Source organism: Thermodesulfobacteriota bacterium, from assembly GCA_034189135.1.
Taxonomy (GTDB): Bacteria; Desulfobacterota; Desulfobacteria; order Desulfobacterales; family JAUWMJ01; genus JAUWMJ01.
In genome coordinates this window covers 22,927-45,380 of sequence record JAXHVO010000049.1, presented here as the reverse complement: position 1 = coordinate 45,380, position 22,454 = coordinate 22,927, and the positions used below count along the sequence as shown (strand labels likewise).

The following is a 22,454-nucleotide window of genomic DNA, read 5'->3' as shown; positions in this document are numbered from 1 at the left end:
GGCCCATGTTACGAGTTGCGGGTTGCGAGTTGTTAATCGGAAATAATCCCTTTTTATAACTCGTACCACGAAACCCGTAACTCACATCGTGTGGCGTTTACGATGAAACACGTTAACTTCAGTCACTTTAGCTCATTTTAGACACTTTAGTCACTTATTAGACCACGTCCTTAAACCATTTTTTCATCCGTCCGATGATACGGTTGAAAATATTATTATCGCGAATCCTGAATTTATCCTTTGTTTTGTTTTTGGCACCATATAAAACCAGCCCGACCCCGGTGGCATACATCGGATTATTAACCACATCGACGAGACCACTGATCGCCCTTGGCTTCCCAAGGCGTGTGGGAAGGTCAAATATTGATTCGGCTACATCGACCACACCGTCAAGGAGTGCCGTACCTCCGGTAATAACCATTCCGGAGGGAATAAGATTCTCCATTCCCGCTCTGTATATTTCCCTTTGCACCAGGGCAAAGATTTCTTCCATACGCGGCTCTAATATTTCACCCAGAATCTGTCTTGGCAGTTTTCTCGATTCACGTCCTCCCATACCCGGAACCTCAATGGTTTCTTCGCTGTTTATACTACTGGAAATACAAGTTCCGTATTTCATTTTTATCTTTTCCGCATCCGCATGAGTCGCACGTAAGCCGACTGCAATATCGTTGGTAAGGTTATTACCGCCAAGACCAAGTACAAATGTATGCTTGATATTTTTAGCAGAAAAAATCGCCAGATCTGTTGTTCCTCCACCCAGGTCTAAAAGGGCCGTGCCCAGATCCTTTTCTTCATCGGTGAGTACCGCTTCACCCGAAGCCAGCGATTCGAGGACAATGTCATACACATCAAGACCGGACCGGTTTGCACATTTGACAATGTTATGGGCAGATGTCACCGCACCGGTGACGATATGGATCTTTGCTTCAAGCCTGACACCTGCCATACCTACAGGATTCTGAATGCCCGGCTCATCATCCACCATGAATTCCTGGGGAAGAACATGTATCACTTCGCGGTCCATGGGAATTGCCACAGCACGTGCTGCATCGATCACCCGGTCAACATCATTTTCGGTGATTTCCGATCCTTTAATGGCAACAATTCCACGGCTGTTAAAACCGGTAATATGGCCGCCTGCAATACCGGCATATACGGATGAGATTTCACATCCGGACATAAGTTCCGCCTCTTCCACTGCCTTTTTTATCGATTCAACGGTTGATTCTATGTTTACCACCACGCCCTTTCTAAGCCCGATGGAAGGATGTGTTCCAATACCGATAATATTTATTTCATTTTTGGAGACTTCGCCAACTACGGCGCAGATTTTCGTTGTCCCTATGTCAAGCCCGACAACAATATTTTCCTGTTCCTGCATTTTAACCTCCTTATGGCATTAAAACTAGATGGCGACTGTCCAACGGTTACCAAATGTTTTACATGCTTCATCTCGCCAGATTCACTACCACACGATTAAAGTTATTCAAGTCGATTGAAACCGGATCTTGAAAGCGATTTATTTTTTTTATATAAAGAAGTACTTTTTGTAGCAGATCATATTTATCCGCATAATTTTTATATCCCAGCTTTATTTCTTTAATTTTATTGAACGCATAAATTGTAATTCCTATTTCTTTGTCCACCATAATTTGTCTGATGCTTTTATTGGGAAGAACGCTTTCAGCCCTTTGACCCAGGCGTAAAATATCCATTACAGCCTCAAACGGGTTGCTGCGTTCTCTCATGTATAAAGATATGTTACTTTTTTTCCTGTCATGTGAGCACAGTTCAGAAGCAATAGAAATATCAGAATATCTAAGCCCGTTAATGACCGGAAGAGCATCCGGGTCTCCGGCAGCCCATTCTTTAAACATCTTTCCCTTATCATTTATAAGAAAACGACGTCCAAAGTCGACAATTGCCACAGCTTGATGTTCTTTTATGCTGATATTTATGCCGGCAGGAAGTTTTCTGCTGATATCGGCTTCTTCAATCCAAGGGTGCGCCAGAAGTCTTTTTTTAGCGATTGCCAGGTTAACCCAAAAAATATTGACTCCGTTTTTAAGATTTGCCTGATGGATGATCTGTTTGTCGGAAAACATGTGATTTCCGCTAACGGTCAGGTTTTTTGCTTCAAAACAGTCACACTGGATGATGAAATCGTAAATGAATACAAAGACGCTGCTTATCACGCATAAAACAGCTAGTCCCGCTGTTGCTTTATAAAGCGTACGCAGTAAATCCGAAGGATATCTATCCTTCTTTTTTGCAGGCCGCCGGTAATGATTCGGTCGGATAGGCTTACGACCCAACAATTTTCACCTCTGGTTCAAGTTCAATGTTGAAAGTTTTAAATACGGTTTGCTGAACAAATTCCATCAGTCGAAGTATGTCTGAAGCAGATGCCCGCTCTGTGTTTATGATGAAATTTGCATGCTTAGGGGAAACTTGCGCTCCCCCGATTATTTTTCCTTTTAATCCTGCTTGTTCAATAAGCCGGCCGGCAGATTTTCCCTGTGGAGGATTTTTAAAAAAACTTCCTGCGCTGGGAAGGTTAATGGGCTGCTTTTTTTTTCTCATTCGCAGAATCTCTTGGGCTTCTTTTTCCAGCGTTGCTGAATCAAAAGGATAAAGACGAAAAGAGCCCTCAAGGATAATGGCTCGGTCTTTATCGGTACCGATGTTTTTTCTAAAAGAAAGATTTCTGTAAGAAAAATCAATTTCAATCTTATTTATTCCTCTGGTTTGACCATCGGGAAGCATGATCAAGACGTCATCCAGAACATCCGCTGTTGAGCCATATGCCGTTCCTGCATTCATGCTAATAGCGCCACCCACTGAGCCTGGAATGCCTACGGCATATTTCATCCCTCCGAGACCTCTTTTTATGGCAAATGAGCATAGCTCCTGCAATTTTACACCTGCCGGCGCGGTTATAAATACTTCCCGCTTATTTTCTGCTTTTTTAGATATTTTTTCAGTACACTTTGTTAAAACCACGACAATTCCGCGAATTCCATGATCCTTAACAAGTAGGTTGGTCCCGTCTCCAACTATAAGCCAAGGGATTCCCTTGCTGCCGGCCCAAACAACAAGCTGTGCAAGGTCTTCTCTGTTTTCAGGAGCAACGAATGCATCGGCCGGTCCTCCCACCTTAAAATGAGTATGCCTGGACATCGGTTCGTCAAATTTGGCGCGGTCTTTGAAACGGCTTGCCAGCCAATTTATTGCATCAGATTCCAATGGCATATTTTAGCCCTGACTCGGATTAATAGGTCAAACAGCTGGGAAACCATGATTACATAAGTCTCCTATCATCCCGGCCTGCCAGCCTATATTGTTTTTAATACTTCTTCTCCAACTTTCCAGACATCTCCAGCCCCCAGAGTAAGAAGGATATCTCCCGGCTTTAAAACCTTCTTCAAATGGGAAACTGCTCCGTTGATGCTTTTTTTGCCGATAACCAGCTTGTGGCCATGTGCCCTGATTTTTTCACACATAAGATCACTCTCCACCCCTTCGAGTTTTTTCTCTCCTGCTGAATAAACAGGAAGAACAACCAATACATCCGACTGGTAAAAAGCACGGGTGAAATCATCAAACAGAGCCCTGGTTCTGGTATAACGATGGGGTTGAAATACGACGACCTTTCTCCTATCCGGCCAGCTTTCCTTAGCAGCCTGAAGCGTTACTTTGATTTCAGTGGGGTGATGACCATAGTCGTCAACAATGATCACTCCATTTTTTTCTCCCTTGATTTCAAGACGGCGTTGAACACCTTCAACTTTCTCCAGAGCATTTTTAATCACTTCAAAATCAATATCAAGTTCAGTTCCGACGGCAATGCCTGCCATTGAATTATACACATTATGAATGCCTGGAAGGTTCAGCGTTATGTCACCAAGTAATTTTCCATTGTGATGGATTGAAAACCTGCTTTTCAACCCGTCAAATTCAACATTTTTTGCCTGGAAGTCTGCCTGGGTACTCATCCCATAGGTAGTAAAGCGTTTTTTGATTTCCGGGATAAGCCTCTGTACCGGCTCATTATCAAGACAAAGTACGGCAAGACCATAAAAGGGTATCCGGTCAATGAAGCTTAAAAATGCATTTTTGATGTCGTCCAGATCTGCATAGAAATCGAGATGTTCTCTGTCTATGTTTGTCACGACTGCGATGGTGGGAGACATTTTCAGAAACGACCCGTCACTCTCATCTGCTTCGGCCACAATGAAATCCCCATGTCCTAATAGTGCATTGGAACCGATGCTTTTCAGCTTTCCTCCGATAACAACAGTCGGGTCAAGCCCACCTTTTTCGAGAACAGTAGAGACAATAGATGTGGTCGATGTTTTGCCGTGAGCACCGGCAACAGCCACACTGTATTTCAGGCGCATAAGTTCTGCCAGCATTTCTGCTCTTGGTATGACAGGTATAGACATTTCTTTTGCAGCCATTACTTCCGCATTTTTTTCATTAATTGCAGAAGATACCACCACTACATCTGAGTCGCTGATATGATTTTTCCGGTGACCTTTAAAAATAATTCCACCAAGCTTTTTTAGCCGCCTGGTAATATCTGATGATTTCACATCGGAACCGGAAACCTTGTAGCCGAGATTAATCAGCAGCTCCGCAATACCACTCATTCCGATCCCGCCGATTCCAACAAAGTGTATATGATATTTTTTAAGATACATAATTGGTTTTTATCTCCGTCATGATGCAAAACGGCGAATTAGGGAAAATACGACTCCATTATTTTTAACTGCTCACAGTGTTGCCTATAAATTAGGTAACGACTAAAGTATTTGGGTTGTAGCTTGAAGTAATCTCACAGTTTTCAGTTTATCCACTTGAGCTGAGTAACCTGTAACAATCTTTAACAATAGCTTTTGCAGCATCGGGCTTAGCGAGACTTTTGGCTCTAATTGACATTACTTCAAGCGCCTTTTTATTTGACGCATAGTATTTAATTCTTTCCACAAGTATTTGACCGGAGAGATCCTTTTGCAGGATCATTTCGGCTGCACCGGATTCTGTGAACGTGCGGGCGTTTAAGACCTGGTGATTGTCCGCAGCAAAGGGATATGGTATAAAAATTACTCCCTTTCCAACAGAAGCAAGTTCAGCCACAGTGGTTGCACCGGCCCTGCATATGATAAGGTCAGCCCTTTGGTATTGCTTTGGCATATCATGGAAAAACGATTTGACCATGCTGGAAACGCTTTGATCTTTATAAGCCTTCTTCACTGTTTCTTTATCCTGTTTTCCGGTCTGGTGGATGAAATAAAAGTCGGGGTTTCCTTTTAAATACCCAAGGGCGTTGATTACAGCCTCATTAATACTGTGAGCACCCTGACTGCCACCAAGGATCAGAACAGTAAACGGATGCTTTTGCTCGGATGGGGCGTTATTGTTTCTTTCTTTAAATTTATGCAAAAACTCTGTTCGCAAAGGATTTCCTGTATAAACCACTTTTTCGGGATTAAAGTTTGCGCTGGTGTTTTTAAACGAAACATAAATCCTGTGGGCAAAACGAGACAAAATGCGGTTTGTAATGCCCGGCAAAATATTTTGCTCATGAAGAACAAGTTTTTTCCTCATACACCAGGCTCCAATGGCCACCGGTCCTGATGCATAACTGCCGACGCCAATCACCACGTCCGGTTTAAAATTTTTTATAATTCGCATTGATTCAAATATTCCAAGGGGAATTTTCCATATTGATCTCAACTGGCTCCACCGGCCCCGTCCTTTGATACCTTCAGCCGTAACCGGTTTAAGGGTGAAGCCTGCCTTTTTCACCACAGATGATTCAAAAGGGTTGCCGGTGGATACAAACATAACTTTGTTTTTGGAATCCGTTGCCATAAACTCTTGGGCAATTGCAATTGCCGGAAAAAGATGACCGCCTGTGCCGCCACCCGCTATTATTATACGAATAGCGTTATCACTTTGTTCTTTGCGCCGATTTTTTGTTCCCCTGAACATGAAAAAATATGCCTGACTTATGTAAAATGATCAGTAAATTTATGATAACGACAGTTTTGCCCATCTGTTTTGAACCGCAAAATAGCGAACAAGGAAAAATGAATTCCGCTTTCGATATTTAAAAAATCAGTTAACACTACCAACCTTTAGATTTGTTTATCAATGTGGTCCAATTGTTATGCATTTTTTTTAGACGCTCCAATATTTAACAGTATTCCGATGGATGCCATGTTTATCAAAAGTGATGTGCCGCCATAACTTAAAAAGGGTAAGGTCAACCCCTTGGTGGGGAGAAGACCCAAGCTAACCCCCATGTTGACGCAGACCTGAAGCACAATGGCGGTGGTGAGCCCCGCCGCAATAAAGGTGCCGAAGGTATCTTCAGCATTTCTGGCGATATAGATTCCTCTCCAGAAAATCAGCACGTAAAGTGCTAAAATAAAAAAAATACCGATAAGACCGAGTTCCTCACCAATGACGGAAAAAATGAAATCGGTATGGGGTTCGGGAAGATAGAATAGTTTTTGATACCCTTTGCCGATACCTGTTCCCCAAATTCCTCCCGTACCAAACGCCATGAGAGAGTGGATAATCTGGTATCCCTCATCTGTCGGGTATTGCCATGGATCCAAAAAGCTTATTATACGTTTAATTCTATATTCGGCACTGATCATAAAAATATATGCGGCAGGCATAATAAAGACCAAGGATAACAAAAGATGAGAAATCCGTGCGCCGCCAACAAACAACATGAGCCAGGTGATAAGGCCCACGATAACCACGCTGCCAAAATCCGGTTGCATTAGTATAAGCGCAGTAAATATGCCAAGCACCAAAAGATGCGGCAGAAAGCCAACGGAAAAATCTTTAATATGTTCTTTTTTTTTATCCATGGAATAGGCGAGGTAGATGATTAATGCAAACCTGGCAAATTCCGAGGGTTGAAACGTGAAACTGCCGATCCTTAACCAGCGCATAGAACCTCCGGCAGAATATCCAAGGCCGAAAAGTTTAATGGCGACAAGGAGAAGTATGGCAACAATCAAAAACGGATATGTCAAAGAGCGAAAATATTTGTATGGAAAATGCCTGCAGGCAACCAGTGCAATAATGCCGGTCAGGGCAAAAAATGCCTGTTTTTTTAAAAAAAAATAGTCGTTGGAAAATTTTTTTAGCGCAACAGCGGAACTGGCGCTGTAAACCATGACAATACCAATGCCGACCAGAAAAAGAACTGGAAACAGAAGTTTTATATCGTATGCAGCACCCTGCGGTTTTTGTTTATGGCTGGTCACCGGTTTTTCCTCCGCCCTTTTCCAGTCGTTCAACCGCCTGGCAAAAGACTTTGCCCCTATGGCCATAATCGTGATACATGTCAAAGCTTGAACAAGCGGGAGATAAGAGAACAACATCTCCCGGTTGTGCGGTGTCCCGCGCCTTAAGAACGGCATCTTCCATTGTTAAGGCAGTATTTACAGGGACAACCTTATTAAAAGAAGATATTATATTTTCTTTTGCTTCTCCGATAGCGATAATTTTTTTGGTCATACGCCGAATAGTATCTCTAAACAAATCAAAATCGGCCCCCTTGTTGCGACCTCCCATTATCAGGATGACCCGATCGTTGAAGCACTCCAGAGCCCGGGTGACTGCATCAACATTGGTCGCCTTTGAATCGTTGAAATACTTTACGCCATTCACCGTGGCAACATATTCAAGTCGGTGCGGGAGCCCCTTGAAGCGATTTAGCGCAGTTTGTATCCCCTCAATGGTTCCGCCTTCTGATAGAGCTGCAAGACACGCTGCGGAGACGTTTTCAATATTGTGCTTCCCCCGAATACGGGTCCGGGAGAGATCGATACTTAAAGGAATTGGAGATGTACAACTGCCATCGAAATATATGTTGATATTTTGTCCATTTATGGTTGCGCCTGCCTCACTATTCTTTCTTGCCGTAAAAAACAGTTTTCTGCTGTTTATGTTTTTTGTATATTTACGGATTAAAGGATCACCACCGTTTAACACAGCTGTATCGCCAGCTTTCTGATTTTCGAAAATCCGACATTTTGATTTTACATAGGCGGTAAAATCAGGATACCGATCCAGATGATCTTCAGTTATGTTTAACAACACACTTAGTTTGGGTCTGAAACTTTCTATGGTATCGAGCTGAAAACTACTTACCTCCAGCACAATAATTTCAGCCTTTTTCTCACTGTCAACATACCCGATAAGTGGACTACCGATATTTCCGCCGACAAAAACATTAAAACCGGAACTTTTCAGCATTTCGCCCAGAAGAGTAGTGGTGGTCGTTTTCCCGTTGGTGCCTGTGATGGCAATCACAGGCTGGTCAATAAATTTTGATGCAAGTTCAATTTCACCAAGTACGTTGACTCCTTTATTTTTAGCCTGTTGAATCTGAGGAATGTCATGAGGGACTCCAGGGCTCAGCACAATCATATCTACATTCTCAAAGGTGCGGTTTTCATGGCTACCGAGTTTCATATTTATACCGAGTTCGCGAATGGTTGCCACATGCTGGCCAAGCTCATCTTCTTCTGCCATGTCGGTTACTGTCACCACCGCACCCATTTTATTAAGAAAGCGTGCGGTCGCTACCCCGGTTATTCCGAGGCCCACCACCAAAACTTTTTTTTTAAACAGATTCATTATCTTAGCTTAAGCGTACTCATTGATATAAGTGCAAGCGCAATTGCAATGATCCAGAATCGAACAATGACTTTTGGTTCGGGCCATCCTTTTAATTCAAAATGATGGTGTAGCGGCGCCATTTTAAAGATTCTTCTGCCGTTGGTCATTTTAAAAAAACCGACCTGGAAAATCACTGAAAGAGCTTCTACCACAAAAAGCCCACCCACCAGCACCAGAAGTATTTCCTGTTTGGTCACCACCGCCACCGTTCCGAGAGAGGCTCCTAGTGGGAGAGAGCCTACATCCCCCATGAAAACTTGAGCAGGGTATGTGTTGAACCATAAAAATCCCATGCCTGCTCCGGCCAGGGCCCCACAGAATATGGCCGCTTCACCACAACCCGCCACATAGTTAATTTGGAGATAGTCGGAAATTTTTATATGACCGGCAATATAAGCAAAAAACATATAGGTCACTGAAGCAATAATAACCGGCCCTATGGCAAGGCCATCAAGACCGTCTGTCAGGTTTACTGCATTTGAAGCGCCAACAATAACCAGTGTGGCAAACAGGACATACCCCCATCCCAGGTCCGGTGAAATGTTTTTGAAAAAGGGAATGGTTACCTGGGTATTAAAGCCAGGATGGGAGCAAACCAGGAAACCGGCAACTACGGCTATGACACTCTGAAGTATAAACTTTTTGCGGACGCTCAGCCCCTTGTTGCGCTTCTTAACCTGCATGAGGTAGTCATCCACAAACCCGATAAGGCCATAACCCACAATTACAAAAAGTATTATCCATATATAAAAATTAGTTAACTGGGTCCACAGGAGTGTTGATAATACAATTGACGAAATGATAAGCGTCCCTCCCATCGTGGGTGTGCCTGCTTTTTTGTGGTGGGCTTCGGGACCGTCTTTTTGTATATACTGGCCCACTTGCATTCGGCCCAATTTTTTGATGACCCATGGACCCAGAAGAAAACAGATTAAAAAGGCCGTCAGGCTTGCATAAATAGCCCGAAAGGTTATGTATTTGAATACATTAAATGCCGAAAACGTCGTGTGTAACGGATAGAGTAGGTGGTAAAGCATAATTTTAACAGCCGTTCTTCAGTATCATTGAATTAAGTGATTATTTAACCGCATATGGAATGTCGAATTTCAAAGTAGCTATCCTTACTTATGCGGTTGGATATTCATCAATCCTGCCACAACTTCTTCCATTTTCATCGCTCTTGAACCTTTTACCAGGACCCAGTCATTTGCCCGGAGGCGTCCAGTTAGATCATCAATAATTTCTTTTTTACTTCCGGTAAAAATATTTTCTGCTATCATGCCACCGGCGGAAGCACCAGATACGACATCTTTTGAATATTCTCCCGTGACATAAAGCATACTAATACCGGAGTCGGCAGCCACAGCACCAATTTCTTTATGCATCTGTACGGCATGTCTTCCGAGCTCAAACATGTCTCCGGCAATGAATATCCCTCTATTATTTTTTTTAAGCATGGTTAGCGTTTTTAATGCTTGTTTCATGGAACCCGGATTGGCATTATAAGTATCGTCTATCAGATTGATCCCTCTGTCCGTATGGAGAATATTCATTCTTCCGTGGACCGGTTTGAAATCCTCAAGACCTGTTTTTATCTCTTTTGCCGACAATCCCAGTTTATATCCAACGGCGGCTGCAGCCAGGGCGTTTGACACCATAAAAATGCCGGGAGTTTTAAGATCTATGGGACCTGTTTCTTCCGGTAAAACAAGGGTAAATGATATACCACGGCCTGTCTCCGTAATTCGTTCAGCGCGGCTGGTGGCCTCATCAGACATGCCGAAAAAAATTACATTTACGGGGGCATTGCTTGCCAGGTGCAAAACCCTGTGATCATCTGCATTGAGAACAGCAGTGCCGCCGGTTTTGATTTTATCTAAAAGTTCTCCTTTTGCATGCATCACCCCTTCGATGGAGCCAACCCCTTTAAGGTGCGCAGGACCGATATTGGTGATCACACCAATGTCAGGCATGCACATTGCACCGAGCCTTGCTATTTCTCCCGGAGCATTCATGCCAAGCTCAACCACGGCCAATTTATGGCCGTGGTCAAGCTTGAGGAGGGTGAGGGGGAGGCCTATTTCATTGTTAAAATTTCCTCTGCTTGAAAGTGTTTCAAAACACTGCCCAACAACGGAAGCAGTCATTTCTCTGGTAGTGGTTTTACCGTTTGATCCGGTGATGGCGACAACCGTCACATTCGTTCGCTTCCTATGAAAAGAGGCCAGATCGCCAAGAGCTTTGGTGGTATTATTTGTTGCAAGGCATACAATCTTATTTTTCTTCCATTCTTCAACGGGAAGATCGTTTGCCTTATCTTTATTTATAACCAGTCCTGATATCCCCTGGCGGATCACATCTGCAGCAAAACTGTGACCATCATGAGTCTCCCCTTTGATTGCGACAAACAGTTCGTTTGCTATAACACTGCGGGAGTCAATGCTGATGCCTGTAAATCTGTCATGTGGATTACCGCAGATAAGCTTTCCACCTGTTGCTTCAATAACGTCGGCAGCAGTCCACAGTATCCGATTTTTGAATTCGGATTTTGATTTTTTGGTGTGACGCCGTCTTGTTTTTGGTGATTTAAGCTTCATTCATAAGTGCCTGTTTTGCTTCTTTTCTATCATCAAAGGCGATTATATCTTTGCCCATGATCTGATAGGTTTCATGACCCTTTCCGGCGATAAGTACAGTATCCCCCTGGCGGGAAACATCGATGCCAAGTTTTATTGCACTTCTACGGTCCGGTTCGATCACATAACCCTTTTCTTTCAAACCAGTTTTAAGGCTTGACCGGCTGTATTGATGGTGGCATGATTTTTTTAATCCGGAAATAATCTGATCTATAATTTTATCTGGATTCTCAGTTCGAGGATTGTCAGAAGTGACTATTGCCAGGTCGCAAAGTTTTCCGACTACCTCGCCCATAATCGGCCGTTTGCCTCTGTCCCTGTCTCCTCCACATCCAAATACACATATTATTTTTTTCGGCGAAACTGCTTTTAAAGAAGCCAATACATTGCCCAGAGCATCAGGTGTATGCGCATAATCTACATATACAAAACGTCCATTATTTCCGGCAATTCTTTCAAGGCGTCCGGGTATAAAGAAAACATTTTCTAGGCCTTTCTTAATAGTGTCTAAAGAAAGATCGAGAGCGATTCCCACACCCGTGGCAGAGAGAATATTTTCTATATTATGTTTTCCCACCAGCGACGACTTGAAATCGAAGCTTCCGGCAGGTGTTGAAATCTTTCCCGTAATACCATTTAAGTTATGTGTAATCATTTTCGGCCATATCATGTTATCTGTTGAATGCCCGGTGGAAATGCCACCAACAGGAAGTATATTGAAAAGTTCTCTTCCTTTCGAATTATCACGATTGATTACAGCGAGCGCACGGTCTTTTTTAATCCCTGAAGGCAGATGCTCGATAAACATTTTTTTCTTGCAAAGCCAGTAGGAATTCATATCACCATGATAATCGAGGTGGTCTTGGGTTAAATTTGTAAACACGCCCGTATCCATCCAGCAGTTTTCTATCCTGTAGAGATCAATGGCGTGGGAAGACACCTCCAGCACAACGTGAGTGACCCCTTCTTTCAGCATTCCCGCCAGGATTTTCTGCAAATCGAGTGATTCCGGTGTGGTTACCGGGTTTTCGAAAACCTTACCATTATATCGGTAGTTTATGGTACCGATAACCCCTGTGTTTATTCCAGCGGCAACCAGTATACTTTCAATAAGATATGCGGTTGTTGTCTTCCCGTTTGTTCCGGTTATTCCCGTTAAATTCAGTTGTTGCGACGGGTTTCCGAAAAAGGCTGCCGATATTTCTGCCAGAGCTTTCCTGGAGTTATCAACTTCAATGACTGTTAAATCATCTTCGTTCAGCCTGGTGTTTTGGATAAGTGAGTGATCAGATTGAACCGGTTTTTGTGATACAACAGCCAAAGCGCCTCTGATACGGGCCTGGTCAATAAAATCATGACCATCTGAAACAAGCCCTGGTATGGCTACAAATAACCCCCCGGGATGAACTTCCTGTGCTCTGTAGTGCAGCGAACCAATATCAGGATCATGATTTAAATTTTGCTTAAAACCATCTTTTGGTGCAGTCTGTTTACCTGTACGGTAAATACTATTTACTTTGACTGCCTTAAGTATCCTGGAAAGTTTCACCCTCTGGCCTCTTTTTTAATGAAAAAGTCAATTTGTTCAACTCAACTGTGGGAGATATGTTCAGGTGATTAAGCGTTTCATGGGCAATTTTCTTAAATGCAGGGGCAGCAACAATCCCGCCGTAATACTTTTCCACAGGTTCATCAATGACTACCAAAACAGCAATTTCAGGATTTTCTGCAGGAGTAAACCCGGTAAAAGATGCGATATATTTATCTTCGGAGTAAGTTCCGTCTTTACCGATTTTCTGAGAGGTTCCTGTCTTTCCACAAACAGAATATCCCTCAAGAGCGGCCAGCGTCCCTGTACCGTTTCTGGTAATTACGGTTTTCATTATTTTTGCGATCTCTTTTGCCGTACGGGTTGAAATGACCCTCCTCATTTTTCGCGGTTTGAAGCGATGGATATACTGACCATTCTTATCTGTAATAGCCTTTACCAGGTAAGGCTTCATGAGAATCCCATCGTTTGCGATGGCTGAAACCGCTTCGACCAGTTGAACGGCAGATACTGAAATACCGTGGCCAAAGGAAATTGCCCCGGTATCTAATTTGGTCCATTGCTTATAAAGGGCCAAACTACCGGCAGTTTCACCTGGGCAGTCGATTCCGGTTTTTGTCCCGAAACCAAAATGACGCAGGGTACTGTATAGACGTTCGGGTCCTATTTTTTCACTGATTTTTACCGCACCGATATTGCTGGAGTATTTGACAATCTGCTGCAAGGAAAGCCATCCATGTGATGCGTTGTCATGGATTGTCTTCCTTCCTATCTTGTACGCGCCGTTTTCACAGAAATAGATGGTATTCGGTGATGACCCGCCGGATTGTATTGCCGCGGCAGCACTGAAAATTTTCATGGTTGATCCAGGCTCAAACGGATCGGTGATTGCCCTGTTTCTCCACAGCTCCCTTCGGAAGTATTTAAAAGAATTCGGATTAAAAAAAGGGTAGTGCGCAATGGCCAGCATGGCCCCTGTTTTTGGCACCATTACAATGGCCATTCCGGATTTGGCTGAAAAAGATGTTACGGTTCTTTCCAGGGCATTTTCGGTGATGTATTGAATGGTTTTGTCTATTGTAAGTATAATATTCTTTCCGCTATGATCAGGAACATTTCCTTCTCCTGAGACAAATCCATTGCCAAACGCATCTTTTAAGATAGTAAAGTTGCCCTTGGTGCCTCTTAAATATGAATCGTAATAAAATTCGATTCCTTCCAGGCCATTACCGTCTGTACCGGTAAAGCCAATCACCTGGGCAGCCAGTGTTTTTAGAGGATAAAAGCGGTTGTATTCGGGAATAAAAGCGATTCCTTCGAGCTTGAGTTTTTTTACTGCTTTTGTTTCATTCGGTGAAGACTGACGCTTGATCCATACAAATGGCTTTTCACTGATAAGTTTTTCTTTCAGGATTTTCCTGTTCACCTTCAATATGGGTGAAAGTACTTTTGCCGACTCCCCTGCATTTTTTATTTGTTTGGGATACGCGGCAATGGAGGTTGCCAGATTACTTACAGCCATCTTGGCAAAGTTAGTATCGTAAATGGTTCCGCGGTTCCCTGCCAGTTCAAAGGATCTTTCATACTGATCGGCTGCTTTTTGGGCAAGCCACGGGCCACAATAAACTTGCAGATATACAGCTCTGGCACCTATGGCAGTAAATAAAATTATAAAAAGAAAAATGACCAAAGCCAGGCGAAAATTTATATGTCTTTTTTTGATTGATTTCATGGAATTACAATTATTTGCTTGGCTGTCGGCATGATTAAGCCGAGCTCTTCTTTTGCTTTTGTTGCGATACGCTCCGGAGATTTCAACCACGCATGTTCGATTTTCAGGTTGTTATTACGAGCCATGCGCTGTTCATTTATTTTTACTGCTTTTGATATTTCATAGCCTGTCTGGACACACTGAATCCTGCACCATGTGTAAATAAGAAGCAGTGCGATAAAAACAAATAAAAAAATTATCCAGGTTCTGATATTTTTAATGTGACGAATATCTTTTTCCATAATATTCTGTAAAATTTATATTTTTTCTGCCGCTCTTAGCCTCGCACTTCTGGCCATGGGATTTTTTGCGATTTCTTCTTTAGTCGGACGAATGACCCTTTTGGTCAAAGAGCGCAGCACACTTTTTTTGTTGCAAACACATTTTGGAAACTGTGGTGGGCAGATACATCCTTTTTCAAGGATTTTTATTTTGCGTTTTACTATCCGGTCTTCAAGAGAATGAAATGACAGTACGCATAGTCGCCCACCGGGATTTAAATAATCAGCCACATTTTCCATGAACGATTCCAGTCTTTCTAATTCTTTGTTCACCGCAATCCTGAGCGCCATAAAGACTCTGGTAGCCGGATGAATTTTTTGATATACAGGTTTTCCTTTGGTGGCGGCACCGGCGACGATTCCGGCCAGTTGTTCGCTGGTTTTGATCGGTTTGTGTTTTCTTATTTTTACTAGTTTGTGTGCAATCTGTTTTGCACGGTGTTCTTCGCCGTAATCTGAAAAAATTTTTCTAAGGCGCTCTTCACTCGATTTGTTGATAATTTCTTCAGCAGTAATCGCCGACTGGATATTCATCCGCATATCTAAAGGTTCATCCCTTTGGAAACTGAACCCGCGTCCGCTTGATTCGAGTTGATAAAGTGAAAGCCCGAGGTCGAGCAGAATGCCATCTGCTGAAGAGATATTCAGATGTGAAAGAATAGTTTTCAGATTTGTAAAGTTGTCATTAAAGAGGTGGATACAGTGTTCATACGGCCTCAGTTTTATTTTTGCATTTTTAATGGCATCCATATCCTGATCTATGCCTATCAACAGACCGTCGGGAATAATTCTTTTGCAAATATCCACCGCATGGCCGCAGCCTCCCAGGGTGCAGTCTACATAGGTTTTTCCCGGCCTGCAATTAAGGTAACCGGCTACTTCCACAGGCATTGCAGGAATATGATGATATTGCATGAAATCAAAGTCCTAATCCTGCAATTTCTTTTCTTACCTCTTCGTTTTTCATATCTTTTTCCATAGCCAAATTTTCTTTTTCCCATTGTTCCCGGCACCAGATTTCAAAATGGGTAAGTACGCCAACAAGGGTAATTTCCTTTTTGAAATCGGCGTACTGTCTTAATAAAGGTGGTATCAGAATTCTATCCTGTTTATCACAGGGGCATTCAGAAGCGCCGCCGATAAAAACTCTTCTGAAACGCCGCATGGTGTCACTTTTTTCAGCCAGGGACAAAATCTTTGACTCGACTCTATGCCATTCTTCAATCGGATAGGCCACCAGGCATTTATCCAGCTTTGAAACCATGAGACTGTTAGAGTTTTCGGCTTTGATCAGGTTACGAAATCGTGCCGGAATGATAATCCTTCCTTTGGAATCTATGGTATGAACCGAGCTGCCTCTAAACATAAATCACCCTGCGAGATGGTTAAAAATTCTCCATATATAGCCACTTTTATCCACTTTGTATCAATAAAACTACATTTATCAATAGATGTCAAGAAAAAAATATCATTTGTATATAGTTTTTATAATAATTCATTAATGTTAACACTGTCAAGAGCATTTAAATACTGGTGGAGTAATGTGGATAATAAAGTCGCTTGAATTTGTGCCATGAAAATAGTAATAAAAACAAAACGCGTAGCAACATTGTATAGGCCATTGATGGTGGCTTTCTGCCAACAAGGTGTGGTTGCGTTGCCGGATTCTGTTACGTGTTTTCGCCTAAGCCTTAGTCTCCACAGATCGTATCGAGGGCCTTTTGCCTTTTGGTGATAAAAAATCTTTTTTTCAGGTTTGTTCTGGTTAGGAGGTCAGCATGAGTAAAATCAAAGTTGAACGAAATCTCGATGAAAATCGGTTGCAGAGGGATGGAATTTATGATTGGCCGATTTGGACAAAGGAAGTGTCGGAATTTCCCTGGACTTATAGTGAGGATGAAACTTGTTATTTCCTTGAAGGTGAGGTGGTGGTCACCCCTGATGGCGGGGATCCGGTTGAAATGAAAAAGGGAGATCTGGTCTCTTTCCCTGAAGGAATGTCATGCACCTGGAGTATTCGCCATAATGTCAAAAAACACTACAAACTGGGTGGATAATGTGCTTCATGATATTCGGGAAGTAGCAAAGGGGCATTTTAGTGGGGCCCGCGGCAGCCATGACTGGGAGCATACACTTCGGGTCTGCCGGCTGTGTGAACAAATCGGCAGGGCTGAAGGCGTTGATATGGATGTGCTACTCATTGCCGCATATTTGCACGATATCGGCCGGTCAACCCAGGATGCTTCAAACGGTGTGGTGTGTCACGCACAAAAGGGTGCTCAGATGGCAGAACCCATCGTAGATAGACTTTCCCTTTCAAAAAAACAAAAACAAAATATTATTCACTGCATCAGATCCCATCGATTCAGGGGGAACCATATCCCGGAGACAAAAGAAGCCAAGGTATTGTTCGATGCGGACAAACTTGATGCAATCGGTGCCGTGGGAGTGGCAAGGGCATTTCTCTTTGCCGGGGAGGTAGGTGCCAGGCTTCATAATCCTCAGGTGAATATAGAAAATACAAAGCCATATTCAGTGGATGACACGGGTTACAGAGAGTATAAGGTAAAGCTTTGTAAAATTCGGGATCGAATATTGACCAGAGAGGGCAGGAAACTGGCAGATGAACGTCATGCATTCATGGATCATTTTTTTAATCAGTTTTTAAAAGAGTATAAAGGAGAAAGGTAAACGTTATGGGCATTAATGTGGTTCAAAAAATAGATGATCTGGTAAAGGTAAAAAATGTACTTGTGAGCGTATCGGATAAAAACGGCTTGGACGAATTGGTTCCACAGCTTATCAGGATAAATCCACAGATAAAACTGTTTTCAACCGGGGGGACTTTTAACCGGATCAAAGAAATTCTTGGAGAAGGTTTCGGATCGTATCTGATGCAGGTTTCAGACTACACCGGTCAGCCGGAAACTCAGGGAGGCCTGGTAAAGACGCTCGATTTTAAAATCTATCTGGGTCTTTTAACCGAAACCTATAATGACTCTCACAGTCAAGACCTGAAAAGAACAGACAGTGTGCCCATTGACATGGTGATTGTCAATCTTTATCCATTTAAAGAGACGATTGCAAAACCCGATGTGACGACTGAACAGGCCAGGGGCAATATAGATATCGGCGGGCCCTGCATGATCAGAGCCAGTGCCAAAAACTTCATCAGGGTTGCATCGGTTGTTGATCCTTTGGATTATGCAACCATTTTATCCCATATGCAGGCAAATAACGGATCGATATCACTTAAGCTCAGATACGGTCTGGCACAAAAGGCGTTTGAACACACCGCCGCTTATGACAGAGCAATTGCCGATTTTTTGGGCGCCAAAAGCTATGGTGATGTTGAAAGTTGCTATGAAAGTGCCTAATCAGGCCTTTTTAATCTAGCAGAAATCACCGAGCCACCCGGGCTTTTGGCCAAATGGAATACAACCCGGTATCATAAAGATTTTCAGGCTGTCTCAAAATTGACCGTAAAGATGAAAAAAAGGCACGGTTTTTTGTTTGGCCCGGTATTCATTCAATCTACCATTGGATCAATGCTAAGGCTTGGTGATGATCAACAGGTGGTCTATTAATTTTCCAATGGAGTTTATTGCCGCCTTGTCCCAGGCGGCACCTGTTTTTTCTTTCATTTTACCAATATTATAAAAAGCCCCAACCACAAAGGTTGTAACCAGCTCACCGCCACTGTATTTATCCATTGAAGAGGTGTGAGTGGGTATGTTTTTTATAAGCGTTCCTTTGGGATCATAGATGGTATAATCAATGCCAAGTTTTACGGTATTGCCCTTGTATATATTCATTGATATCTCATGGCTTTTTAAACTTACTTCAACAGCCAGATCATAGCTGGTGTTCGCCATATCTCTGGATTCGGCATAAGCGACTTTTTTATAAAGTTGACCCAATATATCAATAACCAGGTCTTTTAATGCGGGTCCCCCCTTAAATACATAGGTGTCACCCAGCTGGGGAGAATACTCTATTACCTTCTGAGCCTGTGCTCTGGACATCACCACCAGTATTTTTTGATCATACTTTGGTTGGGGAGAATTGGGTACAACCAGCTGGTGGCTTAATGGGACATGATAACTGCAACTGATAATAACCATTAATAAGATGGGAATCATTAATAATCTGTGTTTCACTGCCTGTCTCCTTTCATGTGATACTGTTTGTCATAATTTTTCATGGCCGACCGGGCACAACGATGCATGAAACCTAAGGTTTGTCCGGGCAAACAGGCGATTTCACGGACGAACCAAACTAAGATGGAAAAACGAATGTTTGTTTCTAATGAATATATTCCGTTTTAAACGATGAAAAACCCTTATACTTGTCCGCTTCAGACTCATACACTCAGACAGTTTCTTCATTCAAAACGGAACAAATTTAGGGGAATGACTATAGTTATCTTAAACTATCATGTATCTTTAATTTTGACAAGATGATTGTATATAAAAGAGTTTGGCGTGAGTGCCGATATTTTTACAACTACCGGGCACCTTTAAACCTTTGGGTTTTTAAAGATTGCCCTCTCAGTTTTAATCCCAACAAACAGTCAGTCTAGGAATTACGGTTTGTTGACAATATATGCTCAATCTGATAAAATATAACTTTTTAGTATTTGGATGAGAAGGGGCATTTCATAACGAAGAATACCAAGCATGGTGATTTATACGATCATGGTACCCATATCGAGATTTCAACCCAATCCGTTTTCGCCGAACAGGATTTTTCAAAAATCGGACTCAAAGATGATATTGATTGATAAAAATTCCGGCAGCGCCTTTCGTTATGACCGGAAAACACCGGGGATCGTGTTATTATGACGGATAATCTTCCTGATATTCCATACGTCTATCTTATTCCCCTGCCGGAAGAAACATTTTCCAGACCAATTCGTCTTGATCCGGGTGTCATAACGATAGGGCGAAATCGATCAAACACCATCTATCTTGCCCAGGGATCGGTATCCCGCAATCATGCAAAGATATCATTAATCGATGGCAAGTATCTTCTGTCTGATTTAGAATCATATAACGGTACGTACGTAAACAAAAAACGAATCAAAAATATTGTTCTTAAGCATAATGACCAGATTATGTTCGGTGACCGGTCTTTTATATTTGCACTCAAAGACCCGGCGCATGTTGATTCTGATTTAACCTATGCATCCACTGAAGATACCGTTTCTCTCCAAGAGGATGATGTCCAGCTGCCTGATATGATCGCACACAAGGCAGAATCCGCGGCTCAGACATTTCTTGATCCAAAAGACGAAGAAGACGTCAGTACAGCACAAGCGCTGAGTGATCGCAACCGACTGTTACTGCTGTACCGGTTGAACGACAAATTAAGATATGCAAAAAATGTGAATGAAATTTTGAATATGGGGACCGATTTCATATTCAACGCCCTTCCTTCAGCGGAACGGGTGGTGGCTATGCTTAGATCAACTCCAAAAGATCCTCTTGAAGCACGTGTGGTTAAATATCGTGATAAAAATCCCGATGGAGAGGTTATTCCGGTCAGCAAAACAATCATTAACAAGGTGGTTAAAGAAAAACTTGCATTGGTCAGCCGGGATGCCATGGATGATTCCCGTTTTGAAACGGGGGAATCCATCATGGTGCATGATCTTAATTCCATTTTGTGTGTCCCGCTCATGGTCAGAGAGAGAGTAATCGGCGTGTTTCATCTGGATACCAGCCAGATAATGGATGCTTTTACCCAAAACGATCTGGAATTTACCGCCGCTGTAGCAAATGAAATGGCCTTCACCATAGAGAATCATCGTTTACAGAAAGAGGCTTTACAGAACGAAAAAATGGCGGCCGTGGGCCTGACCATCACAAATATGGCTCATAATATCAAAAATTTGCAGCATATCAATCAGGGCGCTGAAGAATTGATGAGTACGTATGTAAACGGTAAGGCGGATAAAAAGCTGCAAAAAATCTGGCAGGTTTTAAGCCGATACCTTGATCAGATAAACAAACTATCCACCGATATGCTCGATTTTACACGTGTGCATCCAGTTAAATTGGAGTTGCTTGATATTAATTCGCTAGTGCTCAATTATCGTCGTGTTTTTCAAGACGATCTTAACGACAAGGGAAATAAATTGGTGGTGGACCTTGATCCAAATCTCAGGAAATGGATGATGGATGAATCCGGTTTGCAGCGCGCCCTGCTCAACCTGTTGGTCAACGCCAATGATGCGGTTAAAGAGAAAAACAAAAGTATCATTACTATTTCGACAAGTATTGACGAACAAAATCATCTCAACATCGCTGTCAGCGACAATGGTTGCGGGATCGAACCAGACCGGATGAATGCAGTATTTCAGCTCTTTTTTACCACCAAAGGCACCAAAGGCTCAGGTCTCGGGTTGCCCATAGTGCAGAGATTTGCGGAAAGATTGGGGGGAACACTCACAGCGAAATCCAAAGTGGGTGTAGGGTCAACTTTTAATTTAAACTTTCCGTGGATTGAAGATAATCAATAAGAGCCGCATATTATTTTACCGGCCACCGACCGCTTCTAAACACTCTTGTATGTCGCTTCCACGGTTGCTTTCCCATATTTTCTTTCCAGGCGACGTATGATAAAATGACCACGGGCCATATCCTGAAAATGATCAATAAATAATGTATTGATAATGGCTCCTCCTGCCGCTCCTATGGCAGGAACTGCTTGCGCTGCAGCTTTTTCCGATACTTGAATACTGAAGCGCTCTGCAATCTGCATGATCAGCCGAACAAGAGCAGGGGCGCCTTCTTCAGCCAGACCTTTTTCTGTTAGATATTCAGCCGCCTTTGTCACCGATCGTGCCAATGCTGCACGAACGGCGAAATAACCCGATTCAGCAGCATCATCAGCTTGGCTGGACCCACCTAAAGCAAATACCTCGATACACGCCAGTTGAGACTCAATGCTACTGATTGTTTCACCTTCGCTTCTCGCAATATCAGCGATGGATCGAAGCATGATGGTGGTAGATATGGGCAGTTCTACTGCCAATGCCGGCAGTCCAAAGAAACCTCCCAGGCCACCTGTGGTTGCCACCGCTATTTTATGCCAGATATTTGATGCGTCTTTACCCTGCGAATCTTTCATGGTAAAAACTGCTGCATGAATTGCCTTGGATAGTGCTTCCTGGGTTACTTCCCCGATTTTTACGTTCCAATTTTCCGGCAGAAGGCCAAATCCTTTCTCGATTGGGGTACCAAGTAAATGGGTGATTTTTGCTGCAATACCCGGGTGCTCCAGTAACGTCTTTGCTTTTATTAAATCATTCAAATCTGCTTGCTGAAAATTCATGATTTTCCTTTAATTATAAAATGGTTAAACTGTTCTTTCTATACGATTTCTTCTATACGAGTTTTTCATCATTTAAAACGGAAAATGTTTATGGGAAAGACTATACCAATATAATCGAATTAATAAAACATACTTTTTGTGAAAGGTATGCAGGTGATAAATGC

At 42.7% G+C, this 22,454-nt stretch carries 20 protein-coding genes; 4 read left to right on the top strand and 16 right to left on the bottom strand.

The window, feature by feature from the left end; genetic code table 11:
• Positions 1-157: 157 nt before the first annotated feature.
• From ftsA to mraZ, 14 genes are all read right to left on the bottom strand, one after another.
• Positions 158-1,384 (bottom strand): cell division protein FtsA, encoded by a 1,227-nt coding sequence (ftsA, locus tag SWH54_06735; GenBank protein MDY6790948.1) that lies wholly within the window; start codon positions 1,382-1,384, stop codon positions 158-160.
• Between the two features lie 67 nt (positions 1,385-1,451).
• The gene (locus tag SWH54_06730) at positions 1,452-2,318 is read right to left on the bottom strand and encodes an FtsQ-type POTRA domain-containing protein (protein ID MDY6790947.1); all 867 of its coding nucleotides are present in this window, start codon (positions 2,316-2,318) and stop codon (positions 1,452-1,454) included.
• On the bottom strand, positions 2,308-3,255 hold the full coding sequence (murB, locus tag SWH54_06725) for a UDP-N-acetylmuramate dehydrogenase (GenBank protein MDY6790946.1): 948 nt from the start codon (positions 3,253-3,255) through the stop codon (positions 2,308-2,310). The genes SWH54_06730 and murB overlap by 11 nt, the downstream gene beginning before the upstream one ends.
• 83 nt (positions 3,256-3,338) lie before the next feature.
• Positions 3,339-4,706, bottom strand: a complete 1,368-nt coding sequence (gene murC, locus SWH54_06720) for a UDP-N-acetylmuramate--L-alanine ligase (protein MDY6790945.1) — start codon at positions 4,704-4,706, stop codon at positions 3,339-3,341.
• A 148-nt stretch (positions 4,707-4,854) separates the two neighbouring features.
• A complete protein-coding gene (gene murG / locus SWH54_06715; protein MDY6790944.1) occupies positions 4,855-6,000 on the bottom strand; it encodes an undecaprenyldiphospho-muramoylpentapeptide beta-N-acetylglucosaminyltransferase in 1,146 nt (381 codons plus the stop codon).
• A gap of 176 nt (positions 6,001-6,176) precedes the next feature.
• Positions 6,177-7,295, bottom strand: a complete 1,119-nt coding sequence (ftsW, locus tag SWH54_06710; GenBank protein MDY6790943.1) for a putative lipid II flippase FtsW — start codon at positions 7,293-7,295, stop codon at positions 6,177-6,179.
• Positions 7,282-8,673 carry a UDP-N-acetylmuramoyl-L-alanine--D-glutamate ligase gene (gene murD, locus SWH54_06705; protein ID MDY6790942.1) on the bottom strand — a complete coding sequence of 464 codons (1,392 nt, stop codon included), beginning with the start codon at positions 8,671-8,673 and terminating at the stop codon, positions 7,282-7,284. The genes ftsW and murD overlap by 14 nt, the downstream gene beginning before the upstream one ends.
• The gene (gene mraY / locus SWH54_06700) at positions 8,673-9,752 is read right to left on the bottom strand and encodes a phospho-N-acetylmuramoyl-pentapeptide-transferase (GenBank protein MDY6790941.1); all 1,080 of its coding nucleotides are present in this window, start codon (positions 9,750-9,752) and stop codon (positions 8,673-8,675) included. The genes murD and mraY overlap by 1 nt, the downstream gene beginning before the upstream one ends.
• 84 nt (positions 9,753-9,836) lie before the next feature.
• Positions 9,837-11,312: a UDP-N-acetylmuramoyl-tripeptide--D-alanyl-D-alanine ligase gene (murF, locus tag SWH54_06695; protein MDY6790940.1), complete on the bottom strand. Its 1,476-nt coding sequence runs from the start codon at positions 11,310-11,312 to the stop codon at positions 9,837-9,839.
• Complete coding sequence (locus tag SWH54_06690; protein MDY6790939.1) at positions 11,302-12,900, bottom strand: UDP-N-acetylmuramoyl-L-alanyl-D-glutamate--2,6-diaminopimelate ligase; 1,599 nt, start codon at positions 12,898-12,900, stop codon at positions 11,302-11,304. Before SWH54_06690 ends, murF begins: the two co-directional genes overlap by 11 nt.
• Positions 12,878-14,632 carry a penicillin-binding protein 2 gene (locus tag SWH54_06685; GenBank protein ID MDY6790938.1) on the bottom strand — a complete coding sequence of 585 codons (1,755 nt, stop codon included), beginning with the start codon at positions 14,630-14,632 and terminating at the stop codon, positions 12,878-12,880. The genes SWH54_06690 and SWH54_06685 overlap by 23 nt, the downstream gene beginning before the upstream one ends.
• Positions 14,629-14,913, bottom strand: coding sequence for a cell division protein FtsL (gene ftsL, locus SWH54_06680; GenBank protein ID MDY6790937.1), 285 nt, complete (start codon positions 14,911-14,913; stop codon positions 14,629-14,631). The genes SWH54_06685 and ftsL overlap by 4 nt, the downstream gene beginning before the upstream one ends.
• Positions 14,914-14,928: 15 nt before the next feature.
• Complete coding sequence (rsmH, locus tag SWH54_06675) at positions 14,929-15,867, bottom strand: 16S rRNA (cytosine(1402)-N(4))-methyltransferase RsmH (GenBank protein ID MDY6790936.1); 939 nt, start codon at positions 15,865-15,867, stop codon at positions 14,929-14,931.
• Between the two features lie 4 nt (positions 15,868-15,871).
• On the bottom strand, positions 15,872-16,318 hold the full coding sequence (mraZ, locus tag SWH54_06670) for a division/cell wall cluster transcriptional repressor MraZ (GenBank protein MDY6790935.1): 447 nt from the start codon (positions 16,316-16,318) through the stop codon (positions 15,872-15,874).
• 412 nt (positions 16,319-16,730) lie between these two features.
• Between mraZ and SWH54_06665 the strand changes: the two genes are divergently transcribed.
• Genes SWH54_06665 through SWH54_06655 form a run of 3 tightly spaced genes read left to right on the top strand, consistent with a single transcriptional unit; the run spans position 16,731 to position 18,329 of the window.
• Positions 16,731-17,009, top strand: coding sequence for a cupin domain-containing protein (locus SWH54_06665; protein ID MDY6790934.1), 279 nt, complete (start codon positions 16,731-16,733; stop codon positions 17,007-17,009).
• Positions 16,978-17,643: an HD domain-containing protein gene (locus SWH54_06660; protein ID MDY6790933.1), complete on the top strand. Its 666-nt coding sequence runs from the start codon at positions 16,978-16,980 to the stop codon at positions 17,641-17,643. Before SWH54_06665 ends, SWH54_06660 begins: the two co-directional genes overlap by 32 nt.
• 5 nt (positions 17,644-17,648) lie before the next feature.
• Positions 17,649-18,329, top strand: a complete 681-nt coding sequence (locus SWH54_06655; GenBank protein ID MDY6790932.1) for a hypothetical protein — start codon at positions 17,649-17,651, stop codon at positions 18,327-18,329.
• Positions 18,330-18,503: 174 nt separating this feature from the next.
• On the opposite strand, the gene SWH54_06650 is transcribed toward SWH54_06655, so the two are convergent.
• A complete protein-coding gene (locus tag SWH54_06650) occupies positions 18,504-19,112 on the bottom strand; it encodes a hypothetical protein (GenBank protein MDY6790931.1) in 609 nt (202 codons plus the stop codon).
• A gap of 680 nt (positions 19,113-19,792) precedes the next feature.
• On the opposite strand from SWH54_06650, the gene SWH54_06645 reads away from it, so the two are divergent.
• Positions 19,793-21,475 (top strand): ATP-binding protein, encoded by a 1,683-nt coding sequence (locus SWH54_06645; GenBank protein ID MDY6790930.1) that lies wholly within the window; start codon positions 19,793-19,795, stop codon positions 21,473-21,475.
• A gap of 35 nt (positions 21,476-21,510) precedes the next feature.
• Here the strand turns inward: SWH54_06645 and SWH54_06640 are convergent, their stop codons facing one another.
• A complete protein-coding gene (locus SWH54_06640; protein ID MDY6790929.1) occupies positions 21,511-22,290 on the bottom strand; it encodes an EcsC family protein in 780 nt (259 codons plus the stop codon).
• Positions 22,291-22,454: the final 164 nt, after the last annotated feature.

What these genes read in the sequence shown, in the direction of transcription:
- ftsA (MDY6790948.1), bottom strand. Translation starts at nt 1,384, where the DNA reads ATGCAGGAACAGGAAAATATTGTTGTCGGGCTTGACATAGGGACAACG.
- murB (MDY6790946.1), bottom strand. Translation starts at nt 3,255, where the DNA reads ATGCCATTGGAATCTGATGCAATAAATTGGCTGGCAAGCCGTTTCAAA.
- murC (MDY6790945.1), bottom strand. Translation starts at nt 4,706, where the DNA reads ATGTATCTTAAAAAATATCATATACACTTTGTTGGAATCGGCGGGATC.
- murG (MDY6790944.1), bottom strand. Translation starts at nt 6,000, where the DNA reads ATGTTCAGGGGAACAAAAAATCGGCGCAAAGAACAAAGTGATAACGCT.
- murD (MDY6790942.1), bottom strand. Translation starts at nt 8,673, where the DNA reads ATGAATCTGTTTAAAAAAAAAGTTTTGGTGGTGGGCCTCGGAATAACC.
- mraY (MDY6790941.1), bottom strand. Translation starts at nt 9,752, where the DNA reads ATGCTTTACCACCTACTCTATCCGTTACACACGACGTTTTCGGCATTT.
- murF (MDY6790940.1), bottom strand. Translation starts at nt 11,312, where the DNA reads ATGAAGCTTAAATCACCAAAAACAAGACGGCGTCACACCAAAAAATCA.
- SWH54_06685 (MDY6790938.1), bottom strand. Translation starts at nt 14,632, where the DNA reads ATGAAATCAATCAAAAAAAGACATATAAATTTTCGCCTGGCTTTGGTC.
- ftsL (MDY6790937.1), bottom strand. Translation starts at nt 14,913, where the DNA reads ATGGAAAAAGATATTCGTCACATTAAAAATATCAGAACCTGGATAATT.
- rsmH (MDY6790936.1), bottom strand. Translation starts at nt 15,867, where the DNA reads ATGCAATATCATCATATTCCTGCAATGCCTGTGGAAGTAGCCGGTTAC.
- mraZ (MDY6790935.1), bottom strand. Translation starts at nt 16,318, where the DNA reads ATGTTTAGAGGCAGCTCGGTTCATACCATAGATTCCAAAGGAAGGATT.
- SWH54_06665 (MDY6790934.1), top strand. Translation starts at nt 16,731, where the DNA reads ATGAGTAAAATCAAAGTTGAACGAAATCTCGATGAAAATCGGTTGCAG.
- SWH54_06660 (MDY6790933.1), top strand. Translation starts at nt 16,978, where the DNA reads ATGTCAAAAAACACTACAAACTGGGTGGATAATGTGCTTCATGATATT.
- SWH54_06655 (MDY6790932.1), top strand. Translation starts at nt 17,649, where the DNA reads ATGGGCATTAATGTGGTTCAAAAAATAGATGATCTGGTAAAGGTAAAA.
- SWH54_06645 (MDY6790930.1), top strand. Translation starts at nt 19,793, where the DNA reads ATGACGGATAATCTTCCTGATATTCCATACGTCTATCTTATTCCCCTG.
- SWH54_06640 (MDY6790929.1), bottom strand. Translation starts at nt 22,290, where the DNA reads ATGAATTTTCAGCAAGCAGATTTGAATGATTTAATAAAAGCAAAGACG.